This is a genomic window from Snodgrassella alvi, assembly GCF_002777425.1.
GTDB lineage: Bacteria > Pseudomonadota > Gammaproteobacteria > Burkholderiales > Neisseriaceae > Snodgrassella > Snodgrassella alvi_B.
Map to the genome: position 1 here is coordinate 1 of NZ_MDVC01000059.1, position 20119 is coordinate 20119.

At 45.4% G+C, this 20119-nt stretch carries 14 protein-coding genes and 1 pseudogene; 8 read left to right on the forward strand and 7 right to left on the reverse strand.

Annotated features, from left to right (window positions below; translation table 11 throughout):
- Positions 1-1184 precede the first annotated feature (1184 nt).
- The 6 genes and pseudogenes from BGI33_RS05915 (at position 1185) to efeB (ending at position 6123) form a co-directional block, all read left to right on the forward strand.
- Complete coding sequence (locus BGI33_RS05915; protein WP_100090374.1) at positions 1185-1541, forward strand: hypothetical protein; 357 nt, start codon at positions 1185-1187, stop codon at positions 1539-1541.
- Positions 1542-2109: 568 nt separating this feature from the next.
- The gene (locus tag BGI33_RS05920) at positions 2110-2655 is read left to right on the forward strand and encodes an iron transporter (RefSeq protein WP_100090375.1); all 546 of its coding nucleotides are present in this window, start codon (positions 2110-2112) and stop codon (positions 2653-2655) included.
- Between the two features lie 101 nt (positions 2656-2756).
- Positions 2757-3092 carry a cupredoxin domain-containing protein gene (locus tag BGI33_RS05925; protein ID WP_100090376.1) on the forward strand — a complete coding sequence of 112 codons (336 nt, stop codon included), beginning with the start codon at positions 2757-2759 and terminating at the stop codon, positions 3090-3092.
- A gap of 13 nt (positions 3093-3105) precedes the next feature.
- Positions 3106-3936: an FTR1 family iron permease gene (locus BGI33_RS05930; RefSeq protein WP_100090377.1), complete on the forward strand. Its 831-nt coding sequence runs from the start codon at positions 3106-3108 to the stop codon at positions 3934-3936.
- Positions 3933-4823: an EfeM/EfeO family lipoprotein gene (locus BGI33_RS05935; RefSeq protein WP_100090378.1), complete on the forward strand. Its 891-nt coding sequence runs from the start codon at positions 3933-3935 to the stop codon at positions 4821-4823. The genes BGI33_RS05930 and BGI33_RS05935 overlap by 4 nt, the downstream gene beginning before the upstream one ends.
- 100 nt (positions 4824-4923) lie before the next feature.
- Positions 4924-6123 (forward strand): annotated as a pseudogene (gene efeB / locus BGI33_RS05940) (iron uptake transporter deferrochelatase/peroxidase subunit).
- A gap of 138 nt (positions 6124-6261) precedes the next feature.
- Here the strand turns inward: efeB and pepN are convergent.
- Positions 6262-8907 (reverse strand): aminopeptidase N, encoded by a 2646-nt coding sequence (gene pepN, locus BGI33_RS05945; RefSeq protein ID WP_100090379.1) that lies wholly within the window; start codon positions 8905-8907, stop codon positions 6262-6264.
- Between the two features lie 793 nt (positions 8908-9700).
- On the opposite strand from pepN, the gene BGI33_RS05955 reads away from it, so the two are divergent.
- On the forward strand, positions 9701-11101 hold the full coding sequence (locus BGI33_RS05955; protein WP_100090381.1) for an amino acid permease: 1401 nt from the start codon (positions 9701-9703) through the stop codon (positions 11099-11101).
- Between the two features lie 99 nt (positions 11102-11200).
- On the opposite strand, the gene BGI33_RS05960 is transcribed toward BGI33_RS05955, so the two are convergent.
- From BGI33_RS05960 to BGI33_RS05975, 4 genes are all read right to left on the reverse strand, one after another.
- Positions 11201-11995, reverse strand: a complete 795-nt coding sequence (locus BGI33_RS05960; protein WP_100090382.1) for a thiazole synthase — start codon at positions 11993-11995, stop codon at positions 11201-11203.
- Positions 11996-12225: 230 nt separating this feature from the next.
- Positions 12226-12753: a YagU family protein gene (locus tag BGI33_RS05965; protein WP_100090383.1), complete on the reverse strand. Its 528-nt coding sequence runs from the start codon at positions 12751-12753 to the stop codon at positions 12226-12228.
- 461 nt (positions 12754-13214) lie between these two features.
- Positions 13215-13409: a sulfur carrier protein ThiS gene (gene thiS / locus BGI33_RS05970; RefSeq protein ID WP_100090384.1), complete on the reverse strand. Its 195-nt coding sequence runs from the start codon at positions 13407-13409 to the stop codon at positions 13215-13217.
- A complete protein-coding gene (locus tag BGI33_RS05975; RefSeq protein ID WP_100090385.1) occupies positions 13409-14524 on the reverse strand; it encodes an FAD-dependent oxidoreductase in 1116 nt (371 codons plus the stop codon). The genes thiS and BGI33_RS05975 overlap by 1 nt, the downstream gene beginning before the upstream one ends.
- Positions 14525-14698: 174 nt before the next feature.
- Here BGI33_RS05975 and BGI33_RS05980 point away from each other — a divergent pair, with 174 nt between their 5' ends.
- Positions 14699-14971, forward strand: a complete 273-nt coding sequence (locus BGI33_RS05980) for a DUF3079 domain-containing protein (RefSeq protein ID WP_100090386.1) — start codon at positions 14699-14701, stop codon at positions 14969-14971.
- 813 nt (positions 14972-15784) lie between these two features.
- On the opposite strand, the gene pta is transcribed toward BGI33_RS05980, so the two are convergent.
- Together pta and BGI33_RS05990 are read right to left on the reverse strand one after the other, a co-directional pair.
- Positions 15785-17482 carry a phosphate acetyltransferase gene (gene pta, locus BGI33_RS05985; RefSeq protein WP_100090387.1) on the reverse strand — a complete coding sequence of 566 codons (1698 nt, stop codon included), beginning with the start codon at positions 17480-17482 and terminating at the stop codon, positions 15785-15787.
- Positions 17483-18502: 1020 nt separating this feature from the next.
- The gene (locus BGI33_RS05990; protein ID WP_143557228.1) at positions 18503-19918 is read right to left on the reverse strand and encodes a hypothetical protein; all 1416 of its coding nucleotides are present in this window, start codon (positions 19916-19918) and stop codon (positions 18503-18505) included.
- Between the last annotated feature and the right edge of the window lie 201 nt (positions 19919-20119).

Sequence of the window (20119 nt, forward strand, 5' to 3'; positions counted from 1 at the left end):
AAGTATATATTGAAAAAATCATTAACATATTTAAATATGATTGCTTTTTTGTACGCTAACAGCAAAAGCAACTGCCAACAATAAGTGCAGCCTGATATAGATGCATATTTGAAGCAGCCACAGGAAGAATCCGGTTCTGGTAAGCAGCACCAGCCACAGGCTGAAGAATCATGTTAACCGCATGCCACACAGCCTACCAGAATTACTGACTCCTGACTTCATGCAGATATTCGTGAAATGGGTCAATAAGCAGTGACATGCAAACCAGCACGATAGTTGATACTCAACCGTACGCTTAACTTACTTGCAATTTATAGCCAATAAAACAACACTATAAATGTAAAATAGCTTACCATTATCCATAAAATTTATGCAAAAAAATTAAAATTAGATTACTTATTTCTGACTATATCAGACATACAGCGCAGCCACTATCCAGCGTGTAGTGTGCCGATCAATATTATTGCCGTCATCAATAGCAGCCAAGTTCATATAGCGAAACTCACCGATATTTTGTAGTACCCGCTATCATCGGTACAAAATCACATAGCCGGAAGCTGGCCGTTTCCCGTTACAACCTGTCACCAGAACGGCAACAGACTCATCATGCTATATGTATAAAAATTTATCCAAAATTAATTTTTCTGAGATAAAACAAGCACAACAAAATCAGCAGACAGATAGCTTTTACCTAGCATGAAAATACGCAGCAAACAACCGATACATCAGGTGTGAGGCAATAATTGACAGTATCAAGCTTTAACGGCAAGATAAAGACGTTGTGTTCAATAGCGCAGCCAGCTTTGACAGGCTGATTAAAGAGGCAGACATCCTGCTACTCAACAATGGAGTAGCTTTTTTGTCTGTGAATGTTCATTGCCTCACCTGACTCATGGTGGACAGTGGCAGGGAGGCTTCGCGCCTGCCGGTTCTCTTTGTCGGTCTGTCAACCCTGCCATTTGTCTGCCGCCATCTGTGTTTGACAGCACAATTGCGGCTTCATGACCAAAAGAGAAAGGCAATAACATGGATATCTACAAAGCGAACCTCCCCCGTCACATACTGCAATCTAGCCTGTTTGCACAACAACTGTTTACAATCAGGTGCCATCAGTACACACAGATATATTACATGACAAATACAAATAATGTATTTAGCATGAATTGTGCACAGGGGGACAGACAATGAAACTTCTTGCACCTGACAAGAATGCACTGTCCAGTGCACTGCACGACAATTTACAGTTACAGCAACCCTTTGCACTTTATTACCTACAACAAACTACCCCCATCGGCAGCTCATGGCCAAACGATCCAGAGGAAACTACCGAATATACTGCCTATATCCTGTCACCTTATATCATCAGAGTTGACTCAGACTGGCAGGACAGCGGATTACTGGTTTTCAAACCCTGCAACAACATTATCAGAGCCGAAACCCTGGTGTTTTCATTTTGCAAAAAGCGCAATTGGCAACCCCTGCTGTGGCACGGCATAGAACCCTTAGCGCAACAAATATGGCAGGCAATACATAAGTCCTAGTTACATTTTGCCTATGGTGATATCACCATAGGCAGCAACCTTATTACCGCCATCAAATCAGCCTGAACAGTTTTCTGCGCCAAACACACCCAGATACAGGTAATATGTTCATTCTGTTCCGGCCAGCAACACCTTTAATCAGTATCAATTGCAACCGCAACTATAATTTAACATTACTTAACTTATATATCAATAGCTTGCCCTAACCAAATTATCAATAGTTTGAATCTTTGTCAGCCAGAATTCCAGTTTATGACTATCAAAGTGATATCAGCCGTGGCTGAAACCATTGTTAGCCGTAACTTTTAGCTCCATCAATCCAGTTATCAATTAATATTGAATATATTTATTTATCATTATCTATTTTACTCAAGGTATAAGTTATTCAAACACCCTGAGAAAATAGAATTTCTTACATAGCAATAAATAACATTAAATATTAATAAAAAACATAATTTAATTGTTTTCTAACATTTTCAAAAGGGGTATATTGATAATCCTTATCAATTGTTATCCAGTCATCACCTGATTCATATTGATTTACATGACTAAAATAGGAAAATCAAGCATGCTGTTACAAAAAATGGCCATCGCCAGTGCTGCCCTCGTATCCATGGCAGCCTTTGCTCAGGAATACCCTATGGGTAAACCCATCATCAAAAACGGAATGGAAATTTCTGGCGTATATCTGCCGCCTATCACCATGGATACCGATGGTATGGATCACAGCAACATGCATCTGCCAGCCAGCAAATCTGACGTACACATGGAAGCCGATATTCATGCTACAGAAGGCAATCCAAACGGTTTTGCCGAAGGTGACTGGATTCCCAATCTGAATATTGAATACACCATCACCAAACTGACCAAAGGCAAATTCGAACACTCAGGTAAATTTATGTCCATGGTTGCCAGTGACGGCCCTCACTATGGCGACAACGTCAAACTCAATGGTCTGGGCAAATATCGGGTTACTTACCATATTTCTCCACCAACGGCCAATCAAATGGCACGTCATATTGACAAGGAAACTGGTGTAGCCCCGTGGTTCAAACCGTTTGAAGTGAGCTGGGACTTTGAGTACACCGGTGTAGGCCGTAAAGGTAGCTACTAACAGCGTCGCGCAGTACAGGGATTATTCTGGTTTTAACCGATTGGATAATCCCTTGATACATTGTTACTGCCACAATACCTTTTTCTGTAAATGTATCCATCATGAAAAAATTTTTTCTTATTGTCTTGAGTTTTTGTAGCTTCATGCTTTCATATTCTGCGATTGCTGATGACAAAGTCACTCTGGAGCTGAAAATGAAAGATGGTGACATGATACCGTTAACCCTCAACGCACCGGCCAACAAAATCATTCGCATCAAAGTCACCAATATTGGCAAGGGGCCAGTTGAGTTTGAAAGCATCCAGCTGGTAAAAGAAAAAGTACTGGCACCAGGAGCATCATCAGTAGTGGTGATCGCCCCGAAAAAACCCGGCACCTATATCTTTTTTGATGATTTCCATCTGGATAAGCCCAAAGGGCAGTTAATCGTAAAATAAGAACAGGATATAAATGGGACAAGTCATCTTTGTTGTCTGGCGTGAATGCTTCGAAGCGTTGCTCGTTGTTGGCATTATATATTCATGGATTAAACGCAATCCCGACAACAGTAACGGCATGCGTTACCTGTTTGGTGGTGTAGGACTCGGTATACTGATATCAGTCATACTGGCTCTCATTATCAACGGCATATTTAAAGAGCTTACCGATGACCATCAAACAATATTTATGATGGGTATGTCTGCAATGGCCTGTGTACTGATTGTGCAGATGGTGTACTGGATGAACAAACACGCCCGCAGCATGAAATCCACACTAGAGCTGGAAATGGCGCAGCAGGTAGCCCGCAACTCATGGTGGGGAGCACTATTCATTATTGCGATTGCCATTGCCCGCGAAGGCAGTGAAATCGTCGTATTCCTGTCTGGGCAAATCATGCAGCTCAACAGCCATAATTACTTCAGCTTCTGCATCGCCGTACTTATCGGTATCGCCGTATCAGCCCTAACCTTCTATACCTTTATTCAGACCAGCCGCTTCATTCAGTGGAAAAAATTTTTTACCATAACCGGCATCATATTATTATTTCTGGCCATTTCGTTACTCATGAAAGCAATTGAAGATGGCATCAATATGCTACTAGAATATGACATATCTATACCCGATTTCCTGATTAACCCTGCATGGGATACCTCACCATTTATTGACGATAGCGGTTTAATTGGCAGCTTCGCTTCTTCACTGCTTGCCTACCGTTCCCAGCCAATGTGGATTAGCGTTATTACCTTTGGCGTATTCTGGCTGTTAATGGCTATACTGTTTTTAAGGAAGAAATCCACATGAAGCTGCTCAGGTTCCTCGCCCTATTCCTGTGTTCGCAACTACTGCCGGCAATTTCGGTAGCGCATGGCTTACGGGCGCCAATCATCAACGACACCAATGCAGTCACAGCCAAAGGCGATATTCCCACTCCGGAAAAATACCATTCAGCTATTCAGGCTTATCAGCAGCAGGTTGTCCAGCAACTAAAAAATACCCAGCAATATCTTGAAGCCATCGTCAATGCCAGCCGGAACGGGCAATTATTACCGGCACAGCAAAACTATATCCGCGCGCATCAAAGCTACGAACAGGTAAGAGTTATTGTCAAACTGTTCGGCAATGCCGACCAGAATATCAACTCACGTGCAGATTACTATCTGCAAGGCATTAACGATCCCGGTTTCAGCGGTTTTCACCGGTTGGAATATGAGCTGTTTGTACGCAAAGACCTGCAACAGGCACAGGCAGAAGCCAGTAATCTGCAATATGGAATCATTGATTTACAAAAGCGGGTTGCTGCTGATGAACTGGACATAGCCAAAGTCGTCCAGGCCGCATCCGATTTTCTGGAAATGATTCTGCAAACCAAGCTTGCTGGCAAGGAAAATCAGTATAGCCATAGCGATTTAGCCGATATCCACGCTAATGTCACCGGTTCTGCCCAAATTGTGCAGCAGCTTACTGACTTTATTCCGGCCGAGCAACGCGTAGCGCTCGACAGCGGTTATCAGCAGATTTTTGCTGTTCTCCGGCGCTATCAGTTACCACAAAATCAGTTTCAGAATTTCAACCAACTCAGCCAAGCTGACCATGACCAACTGTATTCCCTGCTAAGCATTCAGACCAATCGTCTGGCGCAACTGCGGGCACAACTGGGCATTCGCGTTTATTACAAGTATCCTCATTAAGGTTCTAGTTATGCAAAAAAACACCTTCAGACACCAGCCAGACTCAGCGGCCACGCCTGAAGACAATCCTGCCAGCCCCGGCCGCCGCCACGGCATGAAAATGCTGCTGGCCGGAGGACTGGGTATAGCCAGTATCGGCGCCAGCAAATCAGCCAGCGCAGCCAGTAGCTGTACTCACAATTATAATCAGGCAGTCAATTACTGGGGCAGTCATCAGGCCGGTGTGATCACACCTGATACCAAAGAAGCCATTTTTGTTGCCTTTAACGTGACCACACGAGAAAAAGCCCAACTACAACGGCTATTACAGCTTATTTCCCAACGCATCGCCTATCTCACCCGGCCACAGACACTGGCAGTAGGAAAAAATGACCAGCTGCCTCCAGTGGAATCCGGGCTACTCGGTCACAATTTGTCACCTGACTCGCTTACCATTACCGTAGCCGTGGGCGCCAGCCTGTTTGACCAGCGCTTCGGTCTGGCCAAACACAAACCAAAAAAACTGATACCCATGCCGCGCTTTCCCAACGACCGGCTGGAAAAAGACTGGTGTGGCGGAGATTTATCTATTCAGTTTTGTGCCAACAGCCGCGAAAGCGTGATTTATGCCCTGCGCGACCTGATTAGCCACTGCAACCAGTTCATGGTACCCGTTTGGAAAATGGACGGGTTCCTGCCGGCACGCGATATCGACCATCACAGCACCGCCATCAACCTGTTTGGCTTTAAAGATGGTACCGGCAATGCCCCCATTACCGATAGCAAACTGATGGATGAGCTAGTATGGGTAACTGCCAATAACCATGAACCTGCATGGTGTCTGGGTGGCAGCTATCAGGCTATCCGCCTGATTCGCTTTAATCTGGAATTCTGGGACAGAACACCACTGGAAGATCAGGAAAACGATTTTGGCCGTTACAAAACCAGCGGTGCCCCCATCGGCATGCAGCACGAAATGGATGACCCGTAGATGAATCGCGACCCGCATGGCGACCGCATCCTGTTTGATTCCCACATGCGCCGTGCCGAGCCACGTATTCCGGAACGGCATGTAGCCAAACTGCGCCGGCGCAGCTTCAGTTACTCATTGGGCATCTTACCCAGCGGCCAGCTTGATATGGGGCTGATTTTCGTTGCCTACCAGAATGACCTGAAAAAAGGCTTTATCGACACCCAGAACCGCCTCAACGGCGAGCCACTGGAACGCTATATCAAACCATTTGGTGGTGGCTTCTTCTTTGTTTTACCGGGAATGGCCAGAGAAAACGATTATCTGGGCAAGCAGCTGCTTGAAGGATAAACGGCAAGCAATAAGAACATACCGCCTTCCGGCCTAAGCCTGAATAGCCCAAAGCATATCCATATTAAAAGAGCACTTCGGCATAATCCGTAGTGCTCTGTTTTATTTTATTCAGGCTGAAACTCACCAGCCATCATCTCAGTCACGCAAAATCTTATCCACAATTTCACGACTGTCTTTGGATAAACCTTCATGCTGCTGAATCCGCTGCAACTGTTCAGCCATCAACGCTTTGCGTTGCGGTTCCAGCCGGCCATACAGATTAAATGCCTGTACCAGACGCGACGCCACCTGCGGATTAAATCCATCAATACGCAATATATACTCAGCAATAAAGCGGTAGCCACTACCATCAGCTGTATGAAAATGCTCAATATTACGGCTAAAACTGCCCAGTAATGAGCGTACCTTATTCGGATTTTCCAGACTGAAAGCCGGGTGCTGCAAGGCTGCCTGTACCTGTTGCAGGGTATCGGCACGCTGGCTGCTGCTAATCAGAATAAAATACTTGTCCATTACCAGATCATCGTGCGCATAACGCTGGGCAAACTGATTTAATAACTCATTGCGTTTGTCATCGGGCAAATGATTAATGGCCGACAGCATCCCAAATTCATGAGTCATATTGGTGGCACGCTGCGTATATTCACTTGCAATAGTTTGCAGTAATTGCGCTCTGGCCTGTACACCCCATTGCAATAAAGTATTGCGCAAGCTGCGAACACCGGCCAGATCAGGGTGATATTCCTGTGGTGCAGCATGCTTACTGTTCTGCTCCTGTGTATCAGCCCATGTACGCCAGTGCGTCAGCGTGTCTTCCATGCTGGTAGCCAAATCCCGCAACAGCGCCTGCCGTGCACGTACATACAGCTCAGGATTAATGCTTTGTGCATCCTCCCACAATTCCGCTTCAGTTGGCACCTGTAATAATACTGCTTTATAAGCCGGGTCAATATCGGCATTCAACGCCGCAGTAATTGCCGCAGCCAGCTCAGCATGATGGGGAATCGGCTGATTTGCGGCCAGCGCCACCAGATTAGCCGTAACCGCACGCCGGTACAGAGTTTGTGCAGCTTCCCAGCGGGCAAAGGAATCAGTGTCATGTGCCAGCAGCAACATCAGATCAGCATCACCATACGGATAATCCAGTCTTACCGGGGCACTGAAACCGCGCAATAATGATGGCACCACCTCCTGTGCAACATCATAAAACACAAATGTCTGTTGTGCCTGATTGAATACCAGTACTGTTTCATCTACCAGCGTATCCGTATCGGCCAGTCTGAATGCCATAGGTGTGCCATCGCGGCCAAGCAGCCCAACCTTAACCGGAATCACCATCGGCTGCTTGTCTGCCATATCAGGCGTGGGTGGAATGTACTGCTGTAGATGCAGAGTGAAGGTATGATTGCCTGCATCATATTCACCATGCGCTTTAATCTGCGGTGTACCAGCCTGACTGTACCATAAAGCAAACTGCTCCAGATTAACACCATTGGCATCAGCCATAGCCGCGCGGAAATCATCACAGGTCACTGCCTGACCATCATGGCGCTGGAAGTAAAGCTGCATACCTTTCTGAAAACCTGCTTCGCCCAGAAGTGTATGGTACATGCGTACCACTTCGGCACCTTTTTCATACACAGTTAACGTATAGAAATTATTCATTTCCTCATATGAAGCAGGCCGTACCGGATGTGCCATCGGGCCAGCATCCTCGGCAAACTGCATGCTACGCAACACCCTGACATTATGAATGCGGCGTACTGCCCTGCTGGCACGATCGGCTGAAAATTCCTGATCACGGAATACCGTCAGACCTTCTTTCAGCGACAACTGAAACCAGTCACGACAGGTTACCCGGTTACCCGTCCAGTTATGGAAATACTCATGACCAATCACACCCTCAATTGCTTCAAAATCCGCATCGGTGGCCGTATCACTACTGGCAAGTACATATTTAGTATTGAAAATATTCAGGCCTTTATTTTCCATGGCGCCCATATTGAAATCGCTCACGGCCACAACCATAAAAATATTCAAATCGTATTCCAGATTAAAACGCTCTTCATCCCACTGCATCGCATGCTTCAGAGACTCCAGCGCAAAACCTGCCTTGGCACGGTCTTCCGGACGGGTATAAAACTTCAGCGCCACCTCTTTACCGCTACGGGTTGTAAAACTGCCCTCCAGCACTGCCAGTTGCCCCGCCACCAGAGCAAACAGATAACTTGGCTTGGCAAACGGGTCACGCCAGCATACCCAATGACGGCCATTGTCTAGTTCACCACTGTCAATCAGATTACCGTTAGACAGCATAACCGGATAACGCCGCTTATCACCAATAATAGTGGTGGTAAACTGACTCATCACATCCGGCCGGTCAAAATAATAGGTAATCTTGCGAAAGCCTTCAGGTTCATTCTGGGTGTATAGATTATCACCAGACTCATACAGCCCCATCAATGTTTTATTTTGTGCCGGATACAATCTGGTGGTGATTTCCAGCACAAATTCACTGTCTGGCGCCGCATGAATAATCAGCTTTTCATCTGCAACTGCATATTCATGTGGACACAAAGACTTACCATTTAAAACAATCTGCAATAGCTCAGCGCTGCCATCCAGTACACAAGGTTTGCCTGTCTGCCGTGGCATCACAGTCATGCGATTGAGGACAGTGGTATAAGCATCCTCCAGAGAAAAAGTCAGATTAATATCAGCTACCGCAAAATCCGGTGCCTGATAATCTTTTAAGTAATGAACGACTTTATTTTCACTCATATCTAACACTCTTAAATATCCAAATCTGTTCTGTCTATTGTACGGCTACCATGCACACAATCAACCCCATCACCGCCGTGCACAGTAGCAACAACATTTCCGCCTTAAAATGCAGTCATTATTACCCAGACTCAATCCCTGCCATACATAATCTGTACCACTTGCATCAAGCGGGTATAGTCATATCTAACCTGATAACCGCCACTCCCACCAATACCACTACCGGTTTTCATAATCGATAACACCATCACAGCAGGCTGAACAACCACATCATTAGCAAGCCACTAATCTGATGAATCAGAAAAAAATACCGAAAATAGCACCAGCCACAACCAGCATTCCAAATGCTTACGCCATAATATACCAGATTAGTAAAATAAATCGGATAAACGCCTTTTATCGTCGTGCTGATAAACATTCCAATACAACCATAGCCCATCACTAATCCGGTCTCAGTCCGGCGCAGGAACACATTCTCCCCTCTATAATCATTATTCCTTAACCAGCCCAACCTCGCGTGAGGTTAGCCGAAAAAATCACCACCTTAATACACACCACCCCATTCACAGCATCTGCATTCAGATATTGCCAGCAACAGCAATAAACTGTGATACAGTATTATGACTTCAGGCTGGCTATGCAGCTAATAAGATGCACTATATTAAATACATGAATATAGGTCTGCCAGCACCAGAAAGTCATTTAGCATAAACAACCTTATACCCACGTATAATTCCCTAAAAAATAAAACCATGTTTTCGATTCCTGTTTTCCAGTCTCTAAAGGATATATCATGAGCCGGCCGCCCGAGTTAAAACGTACATTGAAAAACCGACATTTACAGCTAATTGCCATCGGCGGTGCAATCGGTACCGGCCTTTTTATGGGTTCAGGCCGCACCATCAGCCTGGCAGGGCCATCCGTACTGTTTACTTACATCATCATCGGCGCATTCCTGTTTTTCGTTATGCGTGCCATGGGTGAACTGCTGTTGCACAATCTGCATTACAAATCCTTTGTCGACTTCACCACCGATATTCTTAATCCTACTGTCGGCTATTATGTTGGCTGGTCATACTGGTTTTGCTGGGTAGTAATTGGCATGGCCGATATCGTAGCCATTACCGGTTATACCCAGTTCTGGTGGCCAGATGTACCACTCTGGCTGCCCGGTATCATATGCATTATTGTCCTGCTGGTACTGAATTTATTATCCGTCAAACTGTTTGGTGAGCTGGAATTCTGGTTTGCGCTAATCAAGATTCTGGCTATTCTGGCGCTGATTGGCTGTGGCAGCTATCTGTTACTCACTGGCTTTGTCAGCTCCAGTGGCATTCAGGCACGAATCAGCAACTTATGGTCTTACGGTGGCTGGATGCCACATGGCTGGTCCGGCTTTTTTGCTGCCTTTCAGATTGCCATCTTTGCTTTTGTTGGTATCGAATTGGTTGGTACAGCATCGGCCGAAACAGACGACCCCAATACCACCCTGCCTGCCGCCATCAATAAAATACCGGTGCGCGTGATTGTCTTTTATGTACTGGCCTTAACCATCATCATGACAGTTACCCCGTGGAGCATGGTTGCGCCAGATCGTAGCCCGTTCGTCAACATGTTCACCCTGATTGGCATTAGCGCCGCAGCCACCATTATTAATTTTGTTGTGCTCACTTCTGCCATGTCTTCTGCCAATAGCGGCATGTATTCCACTGGCCGTATGCTATACGGCCTATCAAGAAACGGCGTTGGCCCGAAAGCCTTCGCGCGGCTATCAGCTACAGGCGTGCCACAAAACGGCCTGATCTATTCCTGTGCCCTGCTGCTGATTGGTGTTGGCCTGCTCTATGCCGAAGGTGATGTCATGAAAGTATTTACCATCGTCACCACTGTATCCAGTATCTGCTTTATCTTTGTCTGGGCAGTTATCCTGATTGCCTACCTGCGTTATCGCAAGCTCTATCCAGAGGCACACGCGCACTCAGTCTACAAAATGCCTTTTGGCATACCGATGTGCTATGTCTGCCTGATATTCTTTGTATTTGTGCTGTATCTGTTCAGTCAGGATAAGGATACCCTTACTGGCCTGCTGGCTACCCCTGTCTGGTTTATTCTGCTGACCATGCTCCTGCCCCTGTATCGCCAGCAACTGAAAAAACGCATCACCTATTCAGATACCACCAGCACCAAGCAGTAACATTCAGAAAGGCTGTCCTGTTTAACCACCATCGGTGCAGTTAAACAGGACAAAATAACCGCCAATATTAAATAAAGCGCTTACGCGCTTTATTTTTTACTACTCATAATCAGGATAGTGCCAGAACGGCTGTCCAACCTGTGGCGTAGAAGCCTGCGCATTATGGCGCGGTACCACAGGTTCCGCTTCATAAGCCAGCCGCCCAGCATTAACCGCCAGCGCAAATGCCTCTGCCATCATTACCGGATCGCCACTGCGCGACACTGCCGTATTAAGTAATACAGCATCAAAACCCCACTCCATGACTTTTGCCGCATGCGAAGGTAAACCCAGCCCCGCATCTACAAGCAGCGGGATAGCTGGCAAGCGTTCACGCAATACATGCAGCGCGTATTCATGTACCGGCCCCAAACCTGTACCAATTGGCGCAGCCCAAGGCATCAGTGCCCGACAGCCAACATCCAGCAAACGGCGGCAGGCAATCAAATCTTCCGTACAATATGGCAATACTTTGAAACCATCCTTAATCAGTATATCCGCAGCCCGTACCAACTGAAATACATCCGGCTGTAAAGTATCATCATCGCCAATCAGTTCCAGCTTGATCCAGTCAGTGTCAAATACCTCGCGCGCCATCTGAGCCGTAGTCACCGCCTCTTCCACACTCAGGCAACCGGCAGTATTGGGAAGAATAGGCAAAGCCAGCTCCTGTAACAAGCCCCATAAACCCCGACCATGCTCAGCCGAGGTAGCGCCCTGCCGGCGCAAGGCTACAGTAATCATGGCTGGTTGCGCTTTTCTTACTGCTGTACGCAGCACTTCCAGAGTAGGATAAGCAGCAGTGCCCAACAGCAAACGACTATCAAACTGCTTATCATAAAGTTGCAAAGCCATAAGCCATCCCCTCTTCACATAAAATTAACCAATATTCCCAAATAGCCGCACTAAAAACCATCCGCAGTAAAGAATGTTAGATTTTATAACCAGAACAATAACTTTGCACCTATTTCACCTGACAGAACCACATCAGCTATTGTCACCATGCTTCGGCATATACCGAAACAGCCAGAATACTGCTTATTCCGGATACAAAAGCGTGAGCACAGGCAAGAATCAGACAAAGCTTACTGAAATTCCGCGTCAGATTTCTTGGTCAGGCGGCTACGCAAATCATGGCGGAAAACTTCAATCGTCCACATCCATAGCAGCGTACCCACCAGCTCAGAGAACAGCTCATCAAACGGCAGATTCCATAGTGCCGGTGACAGATTCAGTACCGGCAACATCATACCGTGAAACAGAATAGTTACCCCGATACCAAACGCCAACCCCTGCCCTAGCTTAACTTTAGGAAAAATCTCCGCAGCCATACAGTAAATCACCGCCCACACAATTGAAAACAGAATATGCACCGCACTACCGCCCCAGTTCACCACCTGATCAGAATAGGTGTAAACCATATTGTGCATATCAATGCCCATATCCTGAATTATCTGAACCGTAGGAGCCACACGGTCTGGCATACGTGGAGGCATCACCCCTTCCGTACCCGATTTCACAAAAGCTGCAATCAGGCCACCCATAATACCGGCCAAAAAAGCCACCGCATAATTGCGGTTCGCAGGTTGTGTGCGAGTAAACAGATTAGACATAAATTCAATTCCTCTTAATGTAATAATGATTGTTATAATTTTTTATTAACTAATTAATAAAATAGACTCAAGTGTAAATGTAGACTAGAGATAAATTCAAGCAGATTTACCCTTTAAAGTCGAATATAGCGTCTGAATATAGCACCAGCAAAAATCTGGCTGGCTATCTTACTCATCAACACATTAATTTTATTTATAAACAAACTAGCACTATTTCAGAAAATATTCTCAGAAGAAAATATCATTTCATTAAAAAATAAACAGATTAAATTGATTTAACAGCAGGTAAACTATCGTTCCCTTACCTGTAGACAAAATATATTCCTGTTTTTATTGGAATGACTGCAACAGAAATACCCGCAAAATCCCATTACATAGGCAAAGACTGCCACTAGCCAAACAGCAAAAAACCCTGTATTCAAACAGGGTTTGCAGAAACAAATCAGCACAGCAGCCAAATACTAGCCACCCACTATCGGACTAACAATATCTACCTTGTCCTGCGGTTGCAAATGGTAGCTTGAATAGTGCTTTCTGGCGACAAAAGCCGTATTTACCGCAACAGCAAATGGCGCTTCTAGCATCAGATACTCAACCAGATCAGCGACCGTACTGCCATCAAAAACAATCACATCATCATTAACACAAATATCCATCAATCTGCCTCCCCATTCTGATTTACCGGCAAAACATCAATGTAATAGCACGCCTGAGCATCCGGCAATGACTGCTGTTGCATTAAATTCTGCAATACACGCACCGTAGCAATACTCACCGCAGGCGAAATCATAAAACCATGCCGAAACAGACCATTAACCGTTACAACACGATTCTGTGTATCATAGCGAATTTCCGGGCTTTCATGATTAAGCGTAGGGCGCAGCTCAGCCATACTTTCCAGAATCCGAGCCTCTCCAAAAGCCGGATGAACCGTATACAGAGCAGACATCAGCTCCAGACCACTGCGGACACTCAGATTACTGTCATCTTCACTTTCAATCTGCGTCGCCCCGATAACAAACAACTTATCCTGCTTGGGCGCAATATAAATAGGATAGCGCGGATGCAATACCCGCACCGGCCGGTGAAGCTCAATATCCGGTGCATACAGGCGCAACACCTCTCCTCGCACCCCGCGTAAACGGCTTTGACCGTGACTATTCCAGTTACCTTTGCCACCGTAGCCACGACAATCCAGCGTCCAGTGAGCCAGAGCAGCACATTCCGCCAAATCACTGCTGCGCCCCCAATGGCAGCTTACCTGCTGCCGGTCGAGCACATCCGCCAGAGCCAGCAGAGTTTGCCGGTTATCAAGTTGTCCTTCCGTCGGCAAAAACAGACCCTGCTGAAAACGGCCTGCCAGTTGTGGCTCGTGTTCACTAATTTCCTGATTATGCCATACCTGCCAGACACTGCTGTCCTGATGGGCACGTTGCAAATGCTGGGAAAACTGCTTAGCCAAAGCATGATCCTGCGGATGCCACACAATCAGCGAACCATTTTGCTGCATGAATATCGGTGTCGGAAACGAATCCACCCACTGGCGCCAGATGGGCAGACTAGCATAGCCTAGCTGTACCACCAGCGGCGTTGCTTCCACCGCTTCTGCCGTAGGTGCCAGCATCGCGGCAGCCGCAAAAGCAGCAGCATCTTCACCATTACGCTTACCAGCATTGAACAATATCACCTTACAGCCCTGATCTGCCAATAACCATGCAGTCAGGCGACCCAATAAACCACCTCCCAGTACCGCAACATCATATTGTTTCATTGTGCACCTATTTTCCTTGACCTGAATCTGTATTCAGCTCGTATCGGCCTGCATCCTGTAGCGCCAGCAATTAATCCACACAAAACATTACACTGCGCTCAACCATCGATTTCTTGAACAAATTCACCCCAGCAGGTATAACCCCCATATTACTCATAACAGGTATACACCACCATGGCCAAGGTTTTTCCGTTACATCCCAAACATCCCGAACGAATCTGTTGGGGCTGCGACAAATACTGCCGTGCCGATGACCTGCAATGCGGTAATGGCTGTATCCGTATCCCTCACCCCTGTGAGGATTTCGGCGAACAGTGGTATCTGGATGGAGATTGGTCCGGTCTGCTCTCCGGCAAACAGCTCGCACAAATTGCCACAGCCAGTAAACCGTCTGCGCCAGAAATCAAAGCGCAAAAACCCCACATCAAACTGGCATTAAAAAAATAGCTTAGCCCTAATATAATAGCAAGCATATCTTGCTGTCAGAGCCTATATAGTAAAAAATCAACTTCTTTAATCTGGCTCATAATGTTTCAACCCAAATAGTCATCTATTTGTATGGGTTTAAAATTAATTACCTTTAATATTAATATGAAATTATAAAATATTAATGTCATATCAAAGGGATAAACAGCAACTTTTATGCAAAAGCATAAAGGAAACAGATAGAAATATCACAACTAGTACCCGTACCGCAGCAGTTGACACCTATACAATACACAATAAAAATAATACAAAATACTAGCACGGCAAGCTTAAAAACAGCCAAAACATTGTTTAAACGTGCTGCATGATGCACTTATCAGAATAATAGACTGGTTTCAGCGCACTGATATCTGAAACAAAAGTAACAGCAACGAATAGGAAAAATGATAGCAATAAATAAAACTAGCCGGCACATTCAAAAATTACTTTTGAACAAACAACACAGCAAATAAAAATAAACCGCCTGCAAAAATCCGCAGGCGAGTATTAAATACCATCATTATCCTCTAAGTTTTAGATTATGCCTCTGTATTCTTGGCCTTTTCCAGACGAAATGTCTGCGTTACAAACTGTAATTTATGAGCACAGTTTTGGCAATAGCCCGTAAAATCACAACAACAAAAGACAATAATCATCTTATTTTTCTTAAATATTATTATTAATATTGCACAAAAAATCAGATTAACGAATTTTCTTGCCATATAAGCAACAAAATCGGGCAGATGACATAACCATCACCTGCCCGTACCATACAAAACCGGATGCAATAATCCGTTAGCTCATCTGTACCGCCTGAATTGCCGTCAGAGCAATAGTGTAGACAATATCTTCAATCAGAGCACCACGAGACAAATCGTTCACCGGTTTGTTCAGACCCTGCAACATCGGCCCAACACTCAGCACATGCGCACTGCGCTGTACGGCTTTATAAGTTGTATTACCGGTATTTAAATCAGGGAATACAAATACCGTTGCCTGACCGGCCACCTTGCTGTCAGGTGCTTTCTGTCTGCCCACGCTCGGTACACTGGCCGCATCATACTGCAAAGGTCCGTCAATATGCAGATCAGGACGTTTTTGCTGTGCCAGTTTAGTAGCAGCAGTAACCGTTTCCACATCGGCACCACTGCCTGATGAACCAGTAGAATAAGAAATCATCGCCACTTTTGGTTCAATACCAAATGCTTTGGCAGAATCCGCAGACTGAATAGCAATATCAGCCAGTTGCTCGGCAGTAGGATTCGGGTTTACCGCACAGTCACCATATACCAGCACCTGATCCGGCATCAGCATAAAGAATACACTGGATACCAGACTGGCACCCGGAGCAGTTTTAATCAGCTGCAAAGCCGGACGGATGGTGTTGGCTGTAGTGTGTACAGCGCCGGATACCAGACCATCCACATCACCTGTGGCCAGCATCATAGTGCCCAGCACCACCGTATCCTGCAACTGTTCAGCAGCCTGTTCAGCAGTCAACCCTTTGCTCTTTCTCAGCTCTACCATCGGCGCAATATAGCGTTCACGGATACTGTCAGGGTCAATGATTTCCAGCGAGGCTGGTAAAGTAATTCCTTTCGCCTGCGCCACTTCTTCCACTTCGGCTTTTTTTGCCAGCAGCACACAGCGGGCAATACCCTTATTTTCACAAATGGCAGCCGCAGCAATAGTGCGTGGTTCATTACCCTCAGGCAGAACAATGCGTTTATTCGCAGCACGGGCACGCGCCATCATCTGATAGCGGAATGCTGCCGGTGCCAAATGTTCTGCTACCGGTTTAGCCAGCTCCCCGCAAAGCAGCTCGGCGTTTAACTGGGCAGCCACAGCATTGGCCACATCCTGAGCCTGAGCAGCCTCTACACCAGCCGGTACAGCAGTAACCACACCGATACATTCAAGCTTTTTACCGTGTGCAGCCAGTGCAGCCTGCACTTCTGCGGCAAAACCTTCTGCCGGTGCAGTTTGGGCATCGGCGGTTAAAATAAAGCCACTGATTTCAGTATGGCCATGTGCATAATCATGCAAAGCCAGTTGCAACTGAACAGCCACCGCAGCCGGCGTCTGGTCAGCTACTGCCGCCACCAGAATCACCCGTGCATTCAGTGCTGCCGCAATCTTCACATTTTGTGCAGGCAGGTAAGTCCGGCCGGCTTCAGGCACAGCACCCTCAACCACCACCACATCGTGCTTGGCCTCAGCCATCTGGTGGAAAGCAGCAACAAACTCTTCTACCACATCATCTGCCTGCCCCTGATACACACGCTCATCCAGATTCGCCAGCGACAGTGGTGCAGGCAAACTCTGCTGCAATACAGCCTGCACCAGCCCAGCATCATCCGCAGCCACATCCGTTGCTACCGGTTTGAAGTACAGCGGTACATGCCCAGCTTGTACAAAAGCCTGTGCCACACCCAAACCAACCACAGTCAGACCTGTCTGAGCCCCAGTCGGTACCAGCAAAAATTGCGACATAACTATCCCTTTCGTTCAAATAACACCAGCAGCAACTGCTGCACTTACTTTATCCCTAACGATTATAATTTACTTCGTTTCACCACATCACAAACTACATCAACTTTTGCATGAAAAAACACAAACCAGCCGGATATCCCAGCCGCCCACAGCCAGTTAAATCATTACTTACCAAACCCTCCCCAGCCTGAATCAGGCATCAGTACAGGCACAATAGTACCAGTCATCACCGGCCAAATAATCATAACAGATATCAGACTAAGCTAAAGACCACCACCTAAACCTGCAAAACAAGCCATCAACAGATGCGGGCATGAAAGCACGATAATCAGAGATACATAATCTCTTTATATAGCTTAGTTCCTGTCTTCGATATTTATTTCATATCATCAATTTAGTATTTCAGTATTTTCCAGTTTTAGTGTGCGCTTTTTTTGCATCGATATTATCAATGAATTATTTATTTGTATTTGCAAAACCCCAGAAAATATAATGACATTATAATTAATTATTCCTGATAAAATTCAAAAAATAGAAGTCATAGCAGCTTTTACCGTCGGCAAAGAACAGAATTAAATCGAAGTTAAAAAACATTTCATTAAAAGCTTTAATGATTATCCTGATTAAAGCAATTATTTTTCAAACAACCTGAATGCTATGGCATCAATCTTTTTTATTCATTTGGCATTTAACAGCATACTCTCATAATGAAAAAATTTTATACACCATTGCTTTTGCTTTTCTTGCTTAATACACTTTATATTGATATACAAAGTCAGAAATAGGATTCAAATACCAGATACAGCCATAAATTCAACAAACTAATCAAATAGTTGTATAGCATATAGCTAATTCCAAAAAAAGAACCTGAATAGCTTGTACAGCCAATTCAGGTTCTTTTTCCACATCTATATCTTTTTTAATCACCGTATACCGGCCTGTAAACTTCCTGATAAAAGAACAGTTCCGTTTGTATTCCGGTTGCCACTGCAATTAAAAGAAAATCGTCATCTGAAACGACTACAGATTGGCCAGTGTCCTGCTCATCTCATAAAAATCACCCCGCATTTGAGACCATAGATTGTCACGCGCCTGATCAAACTGCTCTTCCCGGCCAAGCAGTTTACCTTCAGTAAAAGCCGTATACTTTCTGGGCACATGGCCGTCAAACCAATAATAAGTCTGCGATGAGGAACTTTTTGCACTGTAGTGGCGGTTTAAGTTATATAGCCCGCTGGAATGCACTTCAGCCTCCATCACCGCCTCATTAACCGTCTTCACACTATATTGTTTGAAATAGAAATCCTCATAAACGGCCTGATCCACCATATTACCATTGTCATCAGCCACCTGTTTCGTACCCACCCGCAGATTTTCATGCTTGTCTCTGGTTTCAATATTCTCTTTATACTGCTGAAAATGGCCACGAGTCATACTCACATCAATCACCAGATTAGCCGCGCTGGCACTGTTTACAAAACTCACATAATTCTTTTGCAGCGCAGAGCGAATTTGGTCAGCCAGATAGCTATTGCCGCGGACAAATATCTGTACCTGTCCCTTACGTGCATAAACATCAGCCAGTTTAGTCGCATTTTTATATGAATTACCATAAGGACTGTATACCTCACTGGCCGCACTGAACAAACTGGCTGCCTCACGGTATTCACTCAAATGTTTTGCCTTGCGCACAATAGCCTGTGCCTGCTGATACTGGTTTTCTGCCTCAATAGTGCGCCATTTTTTTTCATAAATATCAGCTAGCTTAGCACTATCCTTATAATTACCTAAAGGCAGATAAACATCATGCGCCTTACGGAAATTTACTGCTGCCTGCTTATAATTACGCTCTCTCACATCTGCCTGCGCCTCAGCATAAAATTCCTGTGCAGCAGTTTTATAATACAGCTTCTGATTATCCTCAGCGCGCTTATAGATATCTTTATAATTAAAATATTCATAGCCCTGACGATATAGCTTGGCCTTGCGTAGATAGTCACTACTATTAGTCGCCACAATGGCACTGGCCTGCTGGTAAAACTGTATTGCCAGAGATTCCTTCAGCCCGTCCACCGTATACAGGCCTAAATATTGCTCAATAAAAGCACTGTAGCTTTTTTCTTCCAGCTCAGTTTTCAGCGCCAACAACAACTGATAGTTCTTAATCCGTGTATCATAATCCGCCGCCGCAGCCTGCTGAATATTTTTCTGTGCCATCTGGGTCAGGCTGCCGACTGTAGCCTGCAAATACAGAATATCCTTGTCTTTCCAGGGTTTATTCTGCTGTTTCAGCTTCTGGCTTTTCGCATTGAAATTGGTGGCCAGAATTTTCACGCCGCCGATATAATCGCCGGTTTTAAACTTGTCTTCCGGCTTAACCGGCAACACACAACTTGCTAAAAACAAACATAAAAATACCAGTAAAAGTTTCCTCATTTATATATCCCCTCAGCTATAAAAACAGGCATCTGGCAAAGAATAAACTGCATATTAACATTGACTAAAAAAACCGACAATCAATACAGCTATTAGCCTCACTTCATTTTGCACCGATATAATTTCCCTATCCTAACACAGGAACAAGTCATCTGATGCGGCCAAAATCCCGACACCAAAATCTTCGCCACTAAACAGCAA